This window comes from Streptomyces sp. NBC_00310 (assembly GCF_036208085.1).
Lineage (GTDB): Bacteria > Actinomycetota > Actinomycetes > Streptomycetales > Streptomycetaceae > Streptomyces.
This window is the reverse complement of sequence record NZ_CP130714.1, coordinates 9348530-9364937: the sequence shown is the minus strand read 5'-3', so window position 1 is coordinate 9364937 and position 16408 is coordinate 9348530. Positions and strand designations below refer to the sequence as shown.

Genomic DNA, 16408 nt, shown 5'->3' with positions numbered 1-16408 from the left:
CCCGGGGGTGTGACACGCCCCCGGGTCCGAACCACACAACGGGGGAAAATCGAATGACGTTCACCGACGAGCAGTCCGAGCTGCCCGGATCCCAGGGGTTGTCCGCGATACCCGGGGCCGGCGAGCAGCTCGCGGTCCAGGATCAGCCCGGTACGACCGTCGCCACCACGCACCCGGGCCTCGCCGACCTCTTCGGGCGCCCGCTGCTGCGGACCGTGTGGCGCCGCCGGACCCACCGCGTGAGCCGGGGTGCCAAGGTGTCCGCCGGGACCATGACCTACACGTCCCGCAACGCGGTGCAGCCGCTCTCCGAGCTGGAGGAGGCGGTGCTGATCGCGATCACCGGCACCACGGGGCTCACCATGCCCGACCGGCCCTTCGAGGACCCGGACAACGGCACACCCATCATGTCCAAGCCCAACCTGACGATGGCGGGCCGCACCGCCGGGAGCCCGGACAACGCACAGGGCACCCACTTCTTCCTCGTCAACGACTCGGGCACCTACTTCCTGCGCAGGCTGAAGCCGGCGCCCGACGAGCCGTTCGACGCCCAGACGCTGATGGCGCGGGCGCGCGAGGCGAAGGTGAAGGTCCTGGACCACCGCCTCGACGTCGCTCCCGGCAAGCGGGACTTCCCGGCGTACCTGGACTCCAACCGCTTCCTGTCCAACCTCGCCGGAACGACCCTGCTGTTCCCGGTGGTCGATCTCTCCCATCAGTACGTGAACGCGCTGATGTATCTGCTCACGCAGCCGGACGGGGCCCGCCCGACCCTCGTCGACGACCGCAACTTCTACCGGCCCGCCGGGGTGAGGAAGTGGGTGAAGAACGGCTTCCTCAACGGGGATCTGAAGCTGCCCCTCGGTGCCCTCGGCCCGATGCGCACCCAGATCGAGGCGGACCTGCTGCTGCAGAACCTGATGCTCACGGCCGAGGCGATGGGCCTGGGCGCCTGGATCCACGCCACCATCAACCCGCAGATCGCCCTCGGCGACCCGAAGTTCTCCCGGGCGTACGGCAGGATGCTGGGCTTCGACTTCGTCACCCCGCGCTGGCGCCCCGCCGACATCTGGCGCTGGCACGTCCCCCTGCCGAAGTACGCCAAGGTGCGCTCGCACCCGGTGCGGCTCCCCTCCCCCGACGGCGGCGCCCCGCTGATCGCCGCCGCGTGCCCGCCCACGTTCGGGACCATGTCGGAGGCCGTGGAGACGGTCATCAAGGAGAAGTTCGGCCCCCAGGGCGTCTACACCGACCGGGACGTCTTCGCCCGCATCTACCGGGAGGACTACGGGCAGCGCTATCTAACTGAGGCCAGTGAGTACGAGGAGCGGGTGATCGACTGCGCCCGGGACATCTGCGAGTACATCCTCCGTACACACGGCCGCTTCCCGGCGCACACGGACGCGATCCATGTCCCGGGCGTGTGGCTCCAGGTCCACCACGTGGAGAACGAGTACTACGAGCGGTTCTTCACGAACGGCCTCACGGACGCGCACCGGGGCCATGCCGAGGCCTGGGGGCACTAGCGGACGGGGGGCCGGTGCGACCGACCGGGATCCGGCCAGGAACGCGGGGCCGGATCCCGGTAGTTGACAGGTACAAGCGTTGCGGGTGAGATTCCCGGTGATGATGATCAACGATCTGACGGTGGCCGAGCGCCGGGTGTGGGACGCCTTTCCGCTGGGCGCGGCGGTGGACTTCGGGACCATGGAGGTCACGACCGCCGAGGACGCGGCGGCCGGCGCCGGGTGGGGCCCGGAGCGGACCGTACGGGCCCGGGTGCTAAGGGCGTTGCTGCTCACCGCGCCCCAGGAGGAGGGCGAGGTGGCCGCCCTCAAGATCGCGGGCGCCCGGATCACCGGCAGACTGGAGCTGAAGTACGCGACGGTCGGCAGTGTGGTGCGCCTGAGCGAGTGCCACTTCGACGAGGTTCCCGACTTCTCGGGCGCACAGTTCACCTACCTCAATCTAACCAAGTCCGTGCTGCCAGGCCTGCGTTCGGCGAGGGTGCGGGTCGACGGCGGGCTGCGGTTGACGGGCTGTCGGTTCCGGGGACCGGTGAAGCTGACCGGGGCGCAGATCTCCGGAACGCTGTTCATGGAGCGGGCCGAGTTCACCGCGGCGGACGACGAGCCCGCACTGCGGCTCAACCAGGCGGAGATCGGGGAGGAGTTGTGCGCCCCCGGGCTGCGCGCGGACGGCGAGGTCCGGCTCGGCGGCGCCCATGTCGCCGGCACCGTCGACCTCAGGCACGCACGGCTGCACCGGCCCGGCGGCACCGCCCTCGCCGCGGAGACACTGGCCACCGAGTCCGATGTCGTGCTGCGGCACGCGGACGTACGCGGCCGGATCGAGCTGCGCGGGGCCCGGGTGGGCGGCCAGCTGGACCTGGCGTACGCGCGGCTGTCGAATCCCGGCGCCATGGCGCTGCGGGTGAGCAGTTCCGTCATCAGCGAACTGTGGCTGCGCGACGGTCCTCCGATGGAGGGCGTCCTCAACATGCGCCGCGCCCAGATAGAGGTACTGGTCCTGGAGCCGGACATGCTGCCGGAGAAGGTGCTCCTGAACAGCCTCACCTACACCTCCCTCATCCCGCACGAGCCCGCCCAGCGGCGGTTGCCCATGCTGGAACGGGACGCGGAGAGCTATCTGCCGTACTCCTACGAGCAGTTGACCGCCGCGTACCGCAGGATCGGCGACGACGACGCGGCCCGGCGCGTCCAGCTCGCCAAGCAACGCCGCCATCGCGCCACGCTCCGGTGGCACGGGCGGCTCTGGGGCTACGCCCAGGACGCCACGGTCGGCTACGGCTTCCGTCCGCTGCGTGCGGCCGTCTGGCTGCTGTCGCTGATGGCGGTGGGCTCGGTGGCGTACGCGGTGCACCCGCCGAGCCCGCTCAAGGCGGACGAGGCTCCGGTCTTCAACTCGGTCTTCTACACCCTCGACCTGCTTCTGCCGATCATCGACTTCGGACAGGAGCGGGCGTACGCGCCCGAGGGCCCGACTCAGTGGCTGTCGTACGTCCTCATCATCACCGGCTGGATCCTGGCGACGACGGTCGTCACCGGTGTGACGCGTACCGTCAGCCGCCAGTAGCCCCCGACTCCCTTTACCTGAGCGGCCGTTGGGCGTGCTGGGCGGCGAGCCGCACGGGCGCGTTCTGCGCGCCGTAGCCCTTGTACCCGCCGTCCCGCTGGACGAGTTCGAAGAAGACGCGGCCGACGGTCTCGGTGTAGCAGTGGCGGAACTCGCCGTCCGCGTCACGGTCGTAGAGGACGCCGAGTGCGCGATACGTCTCGAGCTCGCCGTCGGCGAACTCGAACCGTGCGGCCAGGTCGTCGTAGTAGTTCGCGGGGACGGCCAGCAGCCGGCCCCCGGCCGCGCGGAAGGCACGGGCCGCGGCGACGACGTCGTCCGTGGTCAGGGCGATGTGCTGGGCGCGTGCGATGTCGTCGGTCGGAGCCGGACCGACGCTGAGGGCGATCCGGACGGTGCCGTCCTCGTTGGTCACCGGCCTGCTGCGGAACAGGCCGTAGGGGTCGGCGACATCGACGCTGTCGCTGGCATGGAGGCCGAGCACCGTGCGGTGGAAGAGGGCGGCCTCGTCGAACTGATGCCAGGGCTGGGTCAGCGCGAGGTGGTCGACGCGGTGGACGTGGCCCGCGTCCCCCGCATGTTCCACGGGCCGGAAGTCCCCGGTCCAGCTGGGGAGTTCGGGACGGTCGGTGGCGCAGAAGAAGAGTTCCGTGCCGTCGGGCGCGGCGACCGCGTCCAGCGCCGCGTCCTCGGCGGCCCGGCGGCGCGGCAGCACCGGCGCGAACAGGGACTCGGCCCGGCGGGCGGCGCCGGCCGGGTCCGGTGACTCCAGTCCGATCGCGGCGAGCTGGGTGCCGTCGCGCCGCGCGGCCGGCCCGGTGTTGACCAGCACCCGCGCCTCGCCCTGCTGCCACAGGTCCACCGGCTTGCTCCGATGCCGGGCCGTGCGCGCGAAGCCGAGCGCACCGAGCAGCGCGCCCACGGGTTCGGCGTCGGGCGTGACCAGTTCGGCGAAGGCGACCCCCGTGGGCACCACCCGCTCCGGCAGCGCGGCGATGCCCGCCGCCTCCTGGAGCATCAGCAGCGAGCGGTGGGCGTCCACGGCGGTGGGCCCGGCCTCGGCCTGCCGGAAGACGTCGTTGAAGACCTCCAGCGACAGCGGCCCGTCGTATCCGGCGGCCCTCACATGCCTGACCAGCCCGGTGACGTCGAAGCCGCCCTGTCCCGGGAAGCACCGGTAGTGCCGGCTCCACTGCAGCACGTCCAGCGCCATCAGCGGGGCGTCCGCCAGCTGCAGGAAGAAGATCTTCTCGCCGGGGATGTCCTCGATTCCCTTGGGGTCGGACCCGCGGGCGAGAATGTGGAAGCTGTCCAGGCAGGTGCCGAGCGCGGGATGGTCGGCCGCTTCGACGATGCGCCACGCATGGTCGTACGTACTGACGTGCCGCCCCCACGCCAGCGCCTCGTACGCGACCCGAATCCCGAACTCCTTTGCAAGATCGGCCAGTTGACGCAGATGGTACGCGGCGAGCGCGTCGTCGTCCTCGGCGAGCGGATGGACGCTGGAGCAGACGAGCACCGTGTCGACACCGAGGCGGCCCATCAGCTCGAACTTGTGCCGGGCCCGCCGCAGATTGCGGTCGAACACCTCCGCCGGCACGGCCTCGATGTCCCGCATCGGCTGATAGAGATCGATGCTCAGCCCCAGATCCGCACAGCGAGCCCGGACCTCCTCGGGCGCGAGCGGGCTGGCCAGCAGATCGTTCTCGAAGATCTCCACCCCGTCGAAGCCGGCCCGCGCGGCGGCGGTGAGCTTCTCGGTGAGGGACCCGCTGAGGGAGACGGTGGCGATGGAGGTACGCATGGTGGTGCTCCTTCGAGGCTCAATGGTGTGGCAGCGCGCTCGTCATCGGGCGCCCCGTGAGGGGCGCGGGGAACTGCGCGACCAGCCACCGACAACCCGCGTCCGACAGGCCGGCGCGCCCCTACGGCGCTCAGTTACGGACACCCGCGACACCGGCCAGCTCCGCGATGTCGGCCAGCATCCGCGAGGCGTCCGGCTCCCGCCCGGTGAACAAGCGGAACGCGTCCACCGCCTGGAACACCGCCATCCCTCCCCCGTCGAGCGTGGCGCAGCCGAGCTCCCGGGCGACCCGCAACAGCTCCGTCTCCAACGGCCGGTACACCACCTCCGCCACCCACAGCCCGGGATGCAGCAGCTCCGCGGCGAAGGGCAGCCCGGGATGCGCGGCCATCCCGGTGGGCGTCGCGTGGACGACCCCGTCGGCCGCGCCCAGCAGCACCGGCAGCGCGTCCGGTGTCGCCGCGGCGGCCCGCCCCGGACCGAAGTGGCGGTTGAGGGAGGTGGCGAGGTCGGTCGCCCGGTCGGGCATCGGGTCGACGACGGTGACGTGCTCCGCGCCGAGGGTGAGCGTGGCGTGGGCGACGGCCGCGCCGGCGCCCCCGGCGCCCAGCTGCACCACCTTCTCCAGCGGGGCGTCGGGCAGGCCTCGGGCGAAGGACGCGGCGAAGCCGGTGACGTCCGTGTTGTGGCCGATGGCGCGGCCGTCCTCGAAGACGACGGTGTTGACCGCGCCGAGTGCGGCGGCCTGCGGGGCGAGCCCGTCGAGGTGCTCGATGACGAGCTGCTTGCACGGGTGGGTGATGTTCAGCCCGTCGAAGCCCAGGTCACGGGCGGCGCGCACGAGGTCGCCCACCGCCTCCGGCCCGACGCCGAGGTCGTCGATGTCGATCAGCCGGTACAGATAGCGCAGCCCCTGCCGGTCGGCCTCGCGCTCGTGCAGGGCGGGGCTGAGCGAGGGCCCGATTCCGGAACCGATGAGGCCGACGAGATACGAGTCCCGCGAAGAGACAGGGTTCGAGACCTTGGGCACGGCGGGGCCTCCTGAGCGGCTCACTAATGTACGAACTAGTACGTTAGTCATAGCAGCCGGGATCGCGCAGGGGAAGTCCTCCTCGCGAACGCGTCCGGGAACGCGGCGCCGAGCCGACGAGCGCGGGCTTCTACAATCGCGGTCACTGGCCCCTTGCCCGAAGGAACGCGATGACCAGCGTCGAAGAACCGGCACGACCGAACGGGCGCATCCGTGACGCCGCCCGCACCAAGGCCGAGATCCTCGACGTCGCGACCAGGGAGTTCGCCCGTTCCGGGTTCGCCGGGGCCCGGGTCGACGAGATCGCCGCCCAAACCCGCACCACGAAGCGGATGATCTACTACTACTTCGGCGGCAAGGAGCAGTTGTTCACCGCCGTGCTGGAGCGGGCGTACTCCGTGATCCGGCAGACGGAGCAGGAGCTGGACGTCGAGCATCTGGACCCGGTCGCGGCCATCCGGCGACTGGCCGAGGTGACGTTCGACCACCACGAGGCGCACCCCGACTTCATCCGCCTGGTGAGCATCGAGAACATCCACGAGGCCGAGCACATCGCCTCCTCCGAGATGCTTGGCAAGATCGGCTCGCCCGCGCTGGACGTGATCCGCCGGATCCTGGAGTCGGGCCGGCGGTCGGGCCTGTTCACGGCCGACGTCGACGCCGTCGACCTGCACGCGATGATCAGCTCCTTCTGCTTCTTCCGGGTCGCCAACAGGCACACCTTCGGCGCCCTCTTCGGCCGCGACCTGGTCGCCCCCGGCCGGCGCGACCACTACCGCCAGATGTTGGGCGACATGGTGATCGCGTACCTGACGGCGGACCGCGCGTCGGACTGACGGCGGACCGGCCGCGCACCGAGGGCCGGCAGACGGCAGGCCGGCGGCAGGGGCAGGGGCAGGGGCAGGGGCAGGGGCAGGGCAACGCATCGTGGCCCGCCCGCGGGGAAGCGGAACGGTCTCGGTCGGGTCTCGTCCGGAAGATCCTTCGGCATGACCTCTTGACACCCGGGAAACGTCGGCGCAACATCCGTAGCCAACCGCTACTAACTATCCAGTGCGTTAATTAGCCGGGTAGCACCCGGCGCGGCCGCCCCATCACCCCAGGGACCCGGCCCCCAGCCCCCTCCCCCCGCTTCGCCCGTCTCGCCTTGCCTTCCTCCTCTTCACTCCTCTCTCATGGGGGAGATCCCTCGAAGGAGCACGCCGTGTCCGTCCCCGCCGCACCTCCCGGGCAGCCCAAGAAGGCCGCTACGGCCGCCTGGATCGGCAGCGCCCTGGAGTACTACGACTTCTTCATCTACGGCAGCGCCGCCGCCCTGATCTTCCCGACGGTCTTCTTCGACGAGTCCGACCCGGCCACCGCGACCCTGCTGTCCCTGGCCACGTTCGGTGTCGCGTACGCGGCGCGGCCGGTCGGCGCCCTGTTCCTCGGGCACTTCGGCGACCGGCTGGGCCGTAAGAAGATCATGGTCTTCACGCTGATCCTGATGGGCGTGTCGACGTTCCTGATCGGCTGCCTCCCCACCCGCGACCAGGTCGGCACCCTCGCCCCGGTCCTCCTGGTGCTCTGCCGTGTGCTCCAGGGCATATCGGCCGCCGGTGAGCAGGCGAGCGCGAACTCGATGACGCTGGAACACGCACCGGCGGACCGGCGCGGCTTCTTCACCAGCTTCACCCTGAGCGGCACCCAGGGCGGGCAGCTGCTCGCCACCCTGGTCTTCATCCCGATCGCCGCGCTCCCCGAGGACCAGCTGCTGTCCTGGGGCTGGCGCGTGCCGTTCTGGATGAGCATCGCGGTCGCCGTCGTCGGCTATGTCATCCGCCGCACGCTGGAGGAGACCCCGGCCTTCACCCAGCAGACCGAGTCCGAGGGCGTCGCCAAGCTGCCGCTGGTCGTCCTGCTGCGTGAGCACTGGGCGGACGTGCTGCGGGTGATCGCGGGCGCGCTGGTCGCCTCGGTCTCCACGATCTTCACCGTGTGGGCGCTGGCGTACGGCACGAGCGAGTCGGTCGGCCTGTCCCGTTCGTCCATGCTGTGGGTGGGCGCGCTCGCCAACCTGGTCGCGCTCGCCGCGATCCCCCTGTGGGCCACGCTCTCCGACCGCATCGGCCGCCGCCCGGTGTTCCTGATCGGCGCGGCCGGCAGCGCGGTGATGATGTTCGTCTACCTGTGGGCGATCTCCACCGGCGCCTACCCGCTGGTCCTGATCCTCGGCATCGTCACCTTCGGTGTCGTCTACAGCGCCGCGAACGGCATCTGGCCCTCCTTCTACGGCGAGATGTTCTCCACCCGGGTCCGGCTGTCCGGCATGGCGATCGGCACCCAGATCGGCTTCGCCATCGCCGGTTTCGCCGTCACCTTCGCCGCGCAGATCGCTGGCCCGGACGGCGACGACTGGTTCGCCGTGGCCCTGTTCACCACGGCCCTGTGCGTCCCCCCGGTTCTCGCCGTCCTCACCGCCCGCGAGACCCACAGGATCCCGACCGAACTCCTCGGCACCCGCGCCCCGCGCGAGAAGAACGACCGGGAGCGCGTCGCGGCCTGAGCCACGACCGAGTCCCGCTCCGGGTCCCCGGACACCCCGAGGTGTCCGGGGGCCCGTGCGTGGCGGCGGGCCCCGCGAGAACGACCCTGACGCGGAGGCCCGCGCAGCTCAGCGGCATGATGACCGCACTGCCGCGACCACGCGGCACCACACCACGGGGGGACGATTTTGAAGCGCGGCGAGGACCCCTATAGAGCCGCCCCGCCTCCATGGTGGGGATGGCCGTCGGCCGAGACGAGCCGACGGCGTTGGCGGATCGCCCTGATCGTCCCGCTCGTCGGCGCGGCGGGGTGCGGCCTGCTCTTCCTGCTCGGGATCGGCGCGATGGCCCTGCTGTTGCTGGTGAGCCGCCTGTCGTTCCCGATTCCCGACGGCGAGCCCTTGGCCATGAGCACGGCCGAGATCACCGGAACATGGGTCGACGAGGAGGGCGGGCGGCTGACGCTCGAGGAGAACGGGACGTTCGCCTCGGACGGGATCTGCGGCGACTTCAGCGACGGGGACCTCAACGCCGCCGTGGCGCCGGATCCGGGCGCGGGCACCTGGGAGCTCTACACCCACGACGGCCCCGACTCGGGCGAACCCTCGTCGGAGGTTCAACTGACCTTCACACCCGGCACGGTGTGGACGGAGTACGAGGCCCGGGGCACGTCGAAGCACCCCGTCCTGTGGATGTACATCGGCGATCCCGACGAGGGCCGGCTGTGCGTACTGGAAAGGGCAGCCGACCGCACCAAGGAGTAGGCGGGCGAGCGGACCAGCGGGCAGCCTGCTCAGTAGACACTGTCTACATCCTCCTGGTAGACAGTGTCCATGAGCGAGCCGAACACGGGGCTGCGGTCCCGGCTGGTCGATGTCGGGGTCGAGCTGGTGACCGCCGAGGGTGTGCAGGCGCTGTCCCTGCGGGAGATCGCGCGGCGGGCGGGGGTGTCACACGGGGCGCCGCGCCGATACTTCCCGACCCACCTGGAACTGCTGTCGGCCATCGCGCGCCGGGGATTCGAGGAACTGGCGGTCAGGGGGGTCGCGGCGCTCGGGGACGGTACGGCGAGCCCGCGTGAGCAGATCGCGACGCTGGGCCGCGTGTATCTCGACTTCGCGCTCACCAACCGGGGCATGCACGAACTGATGTTCCGTCACGATCTGCTGGAGAGCAATGAGTTGGGGCTGCGCGACAGCAGTCTGCCGATCTTCACCCTGCTGGTGGACCTCGTCGGGCGGGCCCGGCCGGACGCCGACGCCCGGCTCGTCGCCGGCGCGCTGCTGGCGAACCTCTACGGCATCGCCCAGCTGTGGACGTGGGGCAGCCTCCAACTGACCACGGGTGCCGATGACTTCGCACCCCTGCTGCACACCGCGCTGGACGCGCACCTGGGCGGCGAGGAGCGATGACGGCACCCACGACGCAGGCCGGTGTCGACCGGAGTGGGCGAATATCCGCTCCGCACCGCCGTCTCACCCTCGCGAACAGCGTGCTCGGTGCCGTGATCGTCGCCCTCGACGGAACGGTGCTGACGATCGCTCAGCCGACCCTGCGACGCGACCTCGACGCCTCCCTCACCGAGGTGCAGTGGACCAGCACCGGCTATCTGATCGCGGTGGCCGGGCTGTTGGTGTTCGCGGGGCGGATCGGGGACCGGTTCGGGCATCAACGGGTGTTCGCATGGGGGGTGTTGGGCTTCGGGGCGGCTTCCGCGGGCATCGGGTTCGCGCCCGGTGTGGGCTGGGTGATCGGCTTGCGGGTCGTCCAGGGCGTCTTCGGCGCGCTGTTGCAGCCCGCCACGCTCGGGATGCTGCGGGCCGCGTTCCCGCCCGACCGGCTGGGGATGCCCATCGCGCTGCGGACCAGCGCCATCGGCGTGGCCGTCGCCGCCGGTCCGCTGGTCGGCGGTGTGCTCGTCGCCCAGGTGGGCTGGCGGGCGGTGTTCTTCCTCAACGTCGTACCGGCGCTGGTCATGGGCCTGCTGGCACTGACGGTGCGCGCCCCGCAGACGGGGTGGGAGGGGCCTGCGGAGTCGGCGGGGCAGGCTTCCGGCGCCCGCCTCGACCTGCCCGGCGCCGCGCTGCTCGCCGTGGCCCTGGCGGCTGTCGTACACACGCTGGTCGGGGTGCCGGAGCACGGCTGGACGGCCACGGGTGTGCTCGGCCTGCTGATCGCCGCCGTATGCGTCCTCGCCCTCGTACGCCATGAACAGCGCACCCCCGAGCCGCTGTTGCCGTCCGCCGTGCTGGGCTCGGCCACGGTGTGCGCGGCGCTCGGGATGCTGGTCGTCGCGTCGGCGGCGATGCTCGGCGCGCTGTTCGTGTGCAGCTTCGTCCTCCAGGACGTGCTCGGCATGGACCCGCTGCGCACGAGCCTCGTCGCGCTGCCCGGCGGCGTGACGATGGTGCTCGGGGCGCCGCTCTCGGCCGTACTGCTGCGCCGGTGGGGCGCCCGTCCCACGGCTCTCACAGGGACGGCGCTGCTCACCTTCGGTGTGCTGGCGCTGTCCCGGCTCGGCCCCGGGTCGTCGACGGTGCTGGCCGGAGGCGGGTTCCTGTTGTTGGGTGCCGGTTTCGGCGCGCTGATGGTCACCGCCACCGCCGTCGTCGTACGGCATGCGCCGCCGGAGTCGGCGGGGGTGGCCGGCGGGCTGCAGCAGACCGCGATGAACGTCGGCCCGACGCTGGGGGTGGCGGCCGCGACCACGCTCATGCCGCTCGGCTCGGGCCCCGCGCTGCTGTTCCTGGCCGGTGTGGCCGCGCTCGGTGCGCCTCTTGCCCTGCGAATGCCCCGACCCGCCCGCCCCGCGAGGGATGGAACGCGATCAGTACGGAACGATGAAGGCAAGAAAGATGAACGCGAGCCGTGACCCGGGCCACCGGAGGAGAACCACCATGGAACGACTGAGCCGAGACGTCGAGCCGCGCGAGGCCGGCCTCGACCCGAAGACCCTGGCCCGCCTGGACGAGTACCTGGGCCTTCAGGTCGACGAGGGCCGGCTGCCCGGCTACCTGTTGTCCCTCGCCCGCGGCGGTCGCGTCGCCCACCTCACGACGTACGGGCAGCGCGACCGCGAGGCCCGGCTCCCCGTCGAGACCGACACGTTGTGGCGGGTCTACTCCATGACGAAGCCCGTCACGTCGGTCGCGGCGCTGATACTGATCGAGGAGGGACGGCTGTCGCTCACGGACCCGGTCTCCCGCCACCTCCCGGAGTTCGCCGAACCGCGCGTGTACGAGTCCGGTGAGGGCGCCGGCGTCCGGACCCGCCCGGCCGAGCAGCCGATCCTCGTGCGTCATCTGATGACCCACACCTCGGGCCTGACCTTCGGCTTCTACTACGACCACCCCGTCGACGCGCTCTACCGCGACGCGGGCCTGGAGAACTCCGTACGGCCGGGCGCCGACCTGGCCACGACGTGCGCGGAGTACGCGAGCCTTCCCCTGCAGTTCGAGCCGGGCTCGCAGTGGAACTACTCCGTCTCCACCAACGTCCTCGGCCGGATCGTCGAGGTGGTGTCGGGGCAGGACCTCGACGCGTTCTTCGCCGAGCGGATCCTCGGCCCGCTCGGCATGACGGACGCGGGCTTCCGGGTCAGCCCCGAACAGGCGCCCCGGCTGGCCGAGTTGTACGGCGAGCAGGAGGACGGGTCGATCGCGCCCGTGCCCGGTCTCCCGCTGCGCGGCCGGCCGCGCTTCCTGTCCGGCAGCGGCGGCATGGTCGCCACCGCCCGGGACTACCACCGCTTCGCCGAGTTCCTGCGCCGCCGCGGCGAACTCGACGGCGTACGGCTCCTGTCCCCCGAGTCCGTGGACATGATGGCCACCAACCAGTTGCCGGGCGGCGTCGACATCCACACGTACGGCAGTGCCTTCCACCGCCAACCCGGCAATGTGGGCGTCGGCTTCGGGCTCGGCGTCTCCGTGGTGATCGACCCCTCCGCGACCGAATGCCCGTCCTCCCCGGGCACGTTCGGCTGGACCGGCGCCGCCACCACGACCTTCTGGGTGGATCCGCGCCGTGACCTGACGGTTCAGTTCATGACGCAGGTCCGGCGGCGGTCGTCGTTCTCCGTCTATCCGGAGTTGAAGCGGTTGGTGCACGAGGCCGTCGTGGGCTGAGCCCGATCCGGGCCACGCCGACCGCTTCCCGGGGCCGGGGCAAGGATTCTGCAAGGAACCGGCAAGGGCACCGTCCAGTCGCGCGGGCATGAGCGCTCGTATCCAATCGGCTGTACGACACGGGGGATGTCATGTCGGCATTCGGTACACCCGCTCAGTCCTCGCGCCTCCCGCGGATCCACGGGGCTCCGGCCCGGCAGTGGCTGACGCTGACCGGGCGCAGAACCGTCCTGGTGGTCGCGCACACGGTCACCTACGTCAAGCGCCTGCTCGACGTCGTCGCGCTGCTGGAGTCGGACTTCCGCATCCAGGTGGTGTTCACCGTCCCGCCGCACGAACTCAGCGACGGCACCGTCCGCTATCTGAGGCGGTCCGGCGGCGTGGTGCTGCCCTGGAAGGAGGCGGCGCGCACCGAGTTCGACCTCGCGGTCGCGGCGGGTCCCCGTGTCATGGAGCGCGTGCGGGCCCGCGTGGTGCTGCTGCCGCACGGCGCCTGCTTCCTCAAGCGCTTCGCCGGAGCACCGGACTCGGCGGTCTTCGGGCTGCGCCGCGAGGATCTGTGCCCCGGCGGAGAGCCGCCGGCCGCGGTCGTCCTGGCCCACGAGGCCGACCGTGACGCGCTGGCCCGCTCCTGCCCCGAGGCGCTGCCCGTCGCCCATGTGGTCGGCGACCCGGCGCACGATCGCATCGCCGCGAGCCTGCCCGAACGGGACGCCTACCGGCGGGCGTTGGGCCTCCACGGCGGCCGGCGCCTGATCGCGGTGACCTCCACCTGGGGCCCCGAGTCGGCCTTCGCCCGCTTCGAGACCCTCCTGCCCCGCCTCGTCCACGAACTCCGCGACGACAGCCATCGTCTCGTCGCCCTCGTCCATCCCAACGTGTGGTCCGGCCACGGCTCCCGCCAGGTACGCGCGTGGCTCGCGTCCTGGACGGAGCGGGGACTGGGTGTCGTACCCCCCGACATGGACTGGCGTCCCGTCCTCTGCGCCGCCGACCTCGTCGTCGGTGACCACGGTTCGGTGACGCTGTACAGCACACTGACCCAGGCCCCGATCCTGCTGGCCGGTGCGGCGGAGAGCGAGACCAACCCTGCCTCGCCGGCCGCCGACCTGGCTCTGCTGGCTCCGGCCCTCTCCCCGTTCCATCCCCTGACCGGGCAGTTCGCGTACGCGACCGCCGAGTACCGCCGTCCCGCGTACGAGCGGATCGCGGGCCGCATCACCTCGCAACCGGGCCGCTTCAACCGCAACATGCGGGCACTGCTGTACCGCCTGCTGGGACTGGGCCAGCCGGCCCACGCTCCGGCGACCCGGCCCCTTCCGGCACCGGACGCCTCCAGGATCTGGCCGGGCGCCGGCATGGGCGTGTCGGCGTGACGGCGTCCGGGAAGAAGCGCGGGGGACCGCGCGACCTGTCCCGAACAGCCATCAGCCGCGTGGTCGCCCACGGGCCCACGGCGCCCCAAACCGGACACGCTCGCGGGGCGGCCGGCGCCGCGTGGTTCGCCGAGTGCCTCTGGGGCGACGTCGACGATCGCACCTGCCGCCGGGACCTGGCGGACGTACTCGTCGGCCGACGGCCGAGGCCGAACGCCGCCGTGGCCGGCCGGGAGGCGAGCGGACTGCTGGCCACGCACCCCGGCTGTCTCCTGGTCGTCCTGCCGTTGACGGGTGGAACGTGGCTGGCCGCGGCCCGGACCGGTCACTCCCCCGGCAGCCCCTCGCATCGCGCGCTCACCCGGCGCGCGTCGTCCGCGCCGACGGTCGCGGCCAGCGGCAGCGCCCGCCGGTAGTAGTCGCGGGCGGCCTCCGGGTCGCCCGCGTCCTGCGCGGACTGCCCCAGCATCTCCAGGGTGCGAGCCTGCCAGTGAACGGCACCCGACCGCTCGAACGTTCCCAGGGCGACGCGGAGTTGCTCCATACCCTCCTCGATCTCACCGGACCGGGCTCGGGCCCGCCCCAGGAAGGCCAGCGCCCGCGCGGCGTCATGCGGGTCGCGCACGGCCGTGAGGATGGCGTGGGCGCGCTCGAAGTGCCGTACGGCCGCAGCCGGTTCACCCGAGGCCGACGCGATCTCGCCCAGCACTGTCCGGGCCAGCCCCGTGCCGCGCGGATACCCCACGTCCTCCCACAGGGAGACGGCCTCCTCCAACAGCGTCACGGCTTCGGCGAGTCGTCCCGTCTCGTAGTGGGCGGCCCCCAGGCCCAGCAGCGCCTGCCCCTCGTCCCGACGGTCTCCTGCGGCCCGAGCGGCGTCGCGCGAGGCGGCGTACCAGGTGATGGCCTCCTCGGTACGCCGGGCCGCGCTCAGGCCGATGGCACCGGAGTTGAGCATCTGGCGCTCCGCCTCGGCGTGCCCGGCGCGCCGGGCGGCGGCGAGCCCGAGCTCGTGGGCCTCGATCCACAGATCGTAGTGACGCAGCCGCAGGAAGAGCGGCCACATGGCGTCGACGAGCTGCCAGGTCAGCGTCGACCAGTGGCGTTGGGCGGCGTCGCGCAGTACCGCCATCAGATTCACGTGGTGCCCCTCGAGCCAGTTCAGGGCGCCCGGTTCGTCGGTGAACGGCGGTTCCAGATCCGGCCACCGCTCGTCGGCGCGTTCCAGGGTGAACTGCGCGGGAGTGATCAGCTGTTGGGCGGCGGTGGCGGCCGCGAGGTACCAGTCGCCCGAGCGGCGCAGCGCCTCGTCGCGTTCGTGGTCGGCCCCGTGCTGGCGGGCGTGGAGACGGATGAGGTCGTGGAAGCGGTAGCGGTCCTCACCGAGGTCCTGGAGGAGGTGGGACTCGACGAGGACATCGAGCAGTCCGTCCGCCTCGTCGAGGGTGAGGGCGCCCGCCGCCGCCGCGAGCCGGCTGTCCAGCTCGGGCGTGGGCAGTTGTCCCAGCAGACGGTAGAGCCGGGCGGCCGGGGCGGGCAGCGCCCGGTAGGACTCGTCCAGTGCTCCGCACACCGCTGTCTCTCCCTCCACGGCCAGGACGGCCAGTCGGTCACCGGGCCGGGCGAGCGCGTCGGCCAGGACGCGCAGCGGCTGCCGGGGGCGGGCCGCCAACCGGGCCGATGCCACGCACACCGCCAGGGGCAGCCCCGCGCACAGGCTGACCACCTCGCGCGCGGCCGCCGGGTCGTCGGCCACCCGCTCCCGGCCGACGGCTCTGATCAGCAGTTCCTCCGCCGCGTCGGGTGGCATCACATCGAGGGTGTGGAAGACCGCTCCGTCGATGCCGAGCCCGGTCAGTCTGCGGCGGCCGGTGACGACCACGAGACTCTCGTCGGATCCCGGCAGCAGCGGCCGGGCCTGGGCCGCGGTGCAGGCGTTGTCCAGCAGGACGGCGAGCCGCATCCCGGAGGTGAGCGAGCGCCACAGCGCGCTCTGTTCGGCCGTGTCCGCCGGTACGGGGCCGGGATACAGCGAACGGAGGAACCGTCCGAGGATCTCGCCCGGTCCGGCCGCGTCCGCGAGGTCGTGGCCGCGGAGGTCGGCGTAGAGCTGCCCGTCGGGGAAGTCGTCGCCGATGCGGCGGAGCCACCGAGTCGCCAGGGAGGACTTGCCCACCCCGGCCGGCCCGGTCACCACGACCAGCCCGGTGCGGTGCGGCAGGAGCCGCCCGAGTGCGTCGAGGTCGCCCTGTCTGTCCGTGAAGTGGCGTATGGCGGGCGGTAATTGACGAGGCACGGGCAGGGGGGTGACCGGCGCCGCGGCGGACTGCCACATGTGGGTGTGGATGCCACCGTGCACCTCGGCCGTCTGGACCACGACGCCCGACACCCGTGCGGCTCCGCCGACGAGGTTGCTGGTCCGGCCGGTTCCTTCGATGTCGCCGCTCATTCTC

At 71.9% G+C, this 16408-nt stretch carries 12 protein-coding genes; 9 read left to right on the top strand and 3 right to left on the bottom strand.

The features are described from left to right. Positions 1 to 53: 53 nt before the first annotated feature. Both OG202_RS40850 and OG202_RS40845 read left to right on the top strand, forming a co-directional pair. The gene (locus tag OG202_RS40850) at positions 54 to 1526 is read left to right on the top strand and encodes a hypothetical protein (protein ID WP_328224396.1); all 1473 of its coding nucleotides are present in this window, start codon (positions 54 to 56) and stop codon (positions 1524 to 1526) included. 100 nt (positions 1527 to 1626) lie between these two features. After that, the gene (locus OG202_RS40845; RefSeq protein ID WP_328224781.1) at positions 1627 to 3096 is read left to right on the top strand and encodes a pentapeptide repeat-containing protein; all 1470 of its coding nucleotides are present in this window, start codon (positions 1627 to 1629) and stop codon (positions 3094 to 3096) included. A gap of 13 nt (positions 3097 to 3109) precedes the next feature. On the opposite strand, the gene OG202_RS40840 is transcribed toward OG202_RS40845, so the two are convergent. Together OG202_RS40840 and OG202_RS40835 are read right to left on the bottom strand one after the other, a co-directional pair. Next, a complete protein-coding gene (locus OG202_RS40840) occupies positions 3110 to 4900 on the bottom strand; it encodes a bifunctional sugar phosphate isomerase/epimerase/4-hydroxyphenylpyruvate dioxygenase family protein (protein ID WP_328224395.1) in 1791 nt (596 codons plus the stop codon). A gap of 130 nt (positions 4901 to 5030) precedes the next feature. Next, entirely contained in the window at positions 5031 to 5930 is a 900-nt protein-coding gene (locus OG202_RS40835) for a shikimate dehydrogenase (RefSeq protein ID WP_328224394.1), read from the bottom strand. Between the two features lie 170 nt (positions 5931 to 6100). Between OG202_RS40835 and OG202_RS40830 the strand changes: the two genes are divergently transcribed. The 7 genes from OG202_RS40830 to OG202_RS40800 all read left to right on the top strand — a co-directional run bounded on the left by OG202_RS40830 (position 6101) and on the right by OG202_RS40800 (position 13955). Beyond that, entirely contained in the window at positions 6101 to 6766 is a 666-nt protein-coding gene (locus OG202_RS40830) for a TetR/AcrR family transcriptional regulator (protein WP_326574664.1), read from the top strand. 368 nt (positions 6767 to 7134) lie between these two features. Further along, positions 7135 to 8475: an MFS transporter gene (locus tag OG202_RS40825; RefSeq protein WP_327726859.1), complete on the top strand. Its 1341-nt coding sequence runs from the start codon at positions 7135 to 7137 to the stop codon at positions 8473 to 8475. A gap of 168 nt (positions 8476 to 8643) precedes the next feature. After that, positions 8644 to 9219, top strand: coding sequence for a hypothetical protein (locus OG202_RS40820; RefSeq protein ID WP_328224393.1), 576 nt, complete (start codon positions 8644 to 8646; stop codon positions 9217 to 9219). Between the two features lie 69 nt (positions 9220 to 9288). Continuing rightward, the gene (locus OG202_RS40815) at positions 9289 to 9867 is read left to right on the top strand and encodes a TetR/AcrR family transcriptional regulator (protein WP_327726861.1); all 579 of its coding nucleotides are present in this window, start codon (positions 9289 to 9291) and stop codon (positions 9865 to 9867) included. Beyond that, a complete protein-coding gene (locus tag OG202_RS40810) occupies positions 9864 to 11327 on the top strand; it encodes an MFS transporter (RefSeq protein ID WP_328224392.1) in 1464 nt (487 codons plus the stop codon). The genes OG202_RS40815 and OG202_RS40810 overlap by 4 nt, the downstream gene beginning before the upstream one ends. Positions 11328 to 11352: 25 nt before the next feature. Beyond that, on the top strand, positions 11353 to 12579 hold the full coding sequence (locus OG202_RS40805) for a serine hydrolase domain-containing protein (RefSeq protein ID WP_326574669.1): 1227 nt from the start codon (positions 11353 to 11355) through the stop codon (positions 12577 to 12579). A 131-nt stretch (positions 12580 to 12710) separates the two neighbouring features. Then, complete coding sequence (locus tag OG202_RS40800; protein WP_328224391.1) at positions 12711 to 13955, top strand: hypothetical protein; 1245 nt, start codon at positions 12711 to 12713, stop codon at positions 13953 to 13955. Positions 13956 to 14280: 325 nt separating this feature from the next. Here OG202_RS40800 and OG202_RS40795 read toward each other — a convergent pair whose 3' ends face one another. Beyond that, the gene (locus OG202_RS40795) at positions 14281 to 16404 is read right to left on the bottom strand and encodes an ATP-binding protein (RefSeq protein ID WP_328224390.1); all 2124 of its coding nucleotides are present in this window, start codon (positions 16402 to 16404) and stop codon (positions 14281 to 14283) included. Positions 16405 to 16408 lie beyond the last annotated feature (4 nt).

Bases quoted from the DNA above. Each gene is read 5' to 3' on its own strand.
- OG202_RS40850 (WP_328224396.1), top strand. From the start codon at position 54: ATGACGTTCACCGACGAGCAGTCCGAGCTGCCCGGATCCCAGGGGTTG.
- OG202_RS40845 (WP_328224781.1), top strand. From the start codon at position 1,627: ATGATGATCAACGATCTGACGGTGGCCGAGCGCCGGGTGTGGGACGCC.
- OG202_RS40840 (WP_328224395.1), bottom strand. From the start codon at position 4,900: ATGCGTACCTCCATCGCCACCGTCTCCCTCAGCGGGTCCCTCACCGAG.
- OG202_RS40830 (WP_326574664.1), top strand. From the start codon at position 6,101: ATGACCAGCGTCGAAGAACCGGCACGACCGAACGGGCGCATCCGTGAC.
- OG202_RS40815 (WP_327726861.1), top strand. From the start codon at position 9,289: ATGAGCGAGCCGAACACGGGGCTGCGGTCCCGGCTGGTCGATGTCGGG.
- OG202_RS40810 (WP_328224392.1), top strand. From the start codon at position 9,864: ATGACGGCACCCACGACGCAGGCCGGTGTCGACCGGAGTGGGCGAATA.
- OG202_RS40805 (WP_326574669.1), top strand. From the start codon at position 11,353: ATGGAACGACTGAGCCGAGACGTCGAGCCGCGCGAGGCCGGCCTCGAC.
- OG202_RS40800 (WP_328224391.1), top strand. From the start codon at position 12,711: ATGTCGGCATTCGGTACACCCGCTCAGTCCTCGCGCCTCCCGCGGATC.
- OG202_RS40795 (WP_328224390.1), bottom strand. From the start codon at position 16,404: ATGAGCGGCGACATCGAAGGAACCGGCCGGACCAGCAACCTCGTCGGC.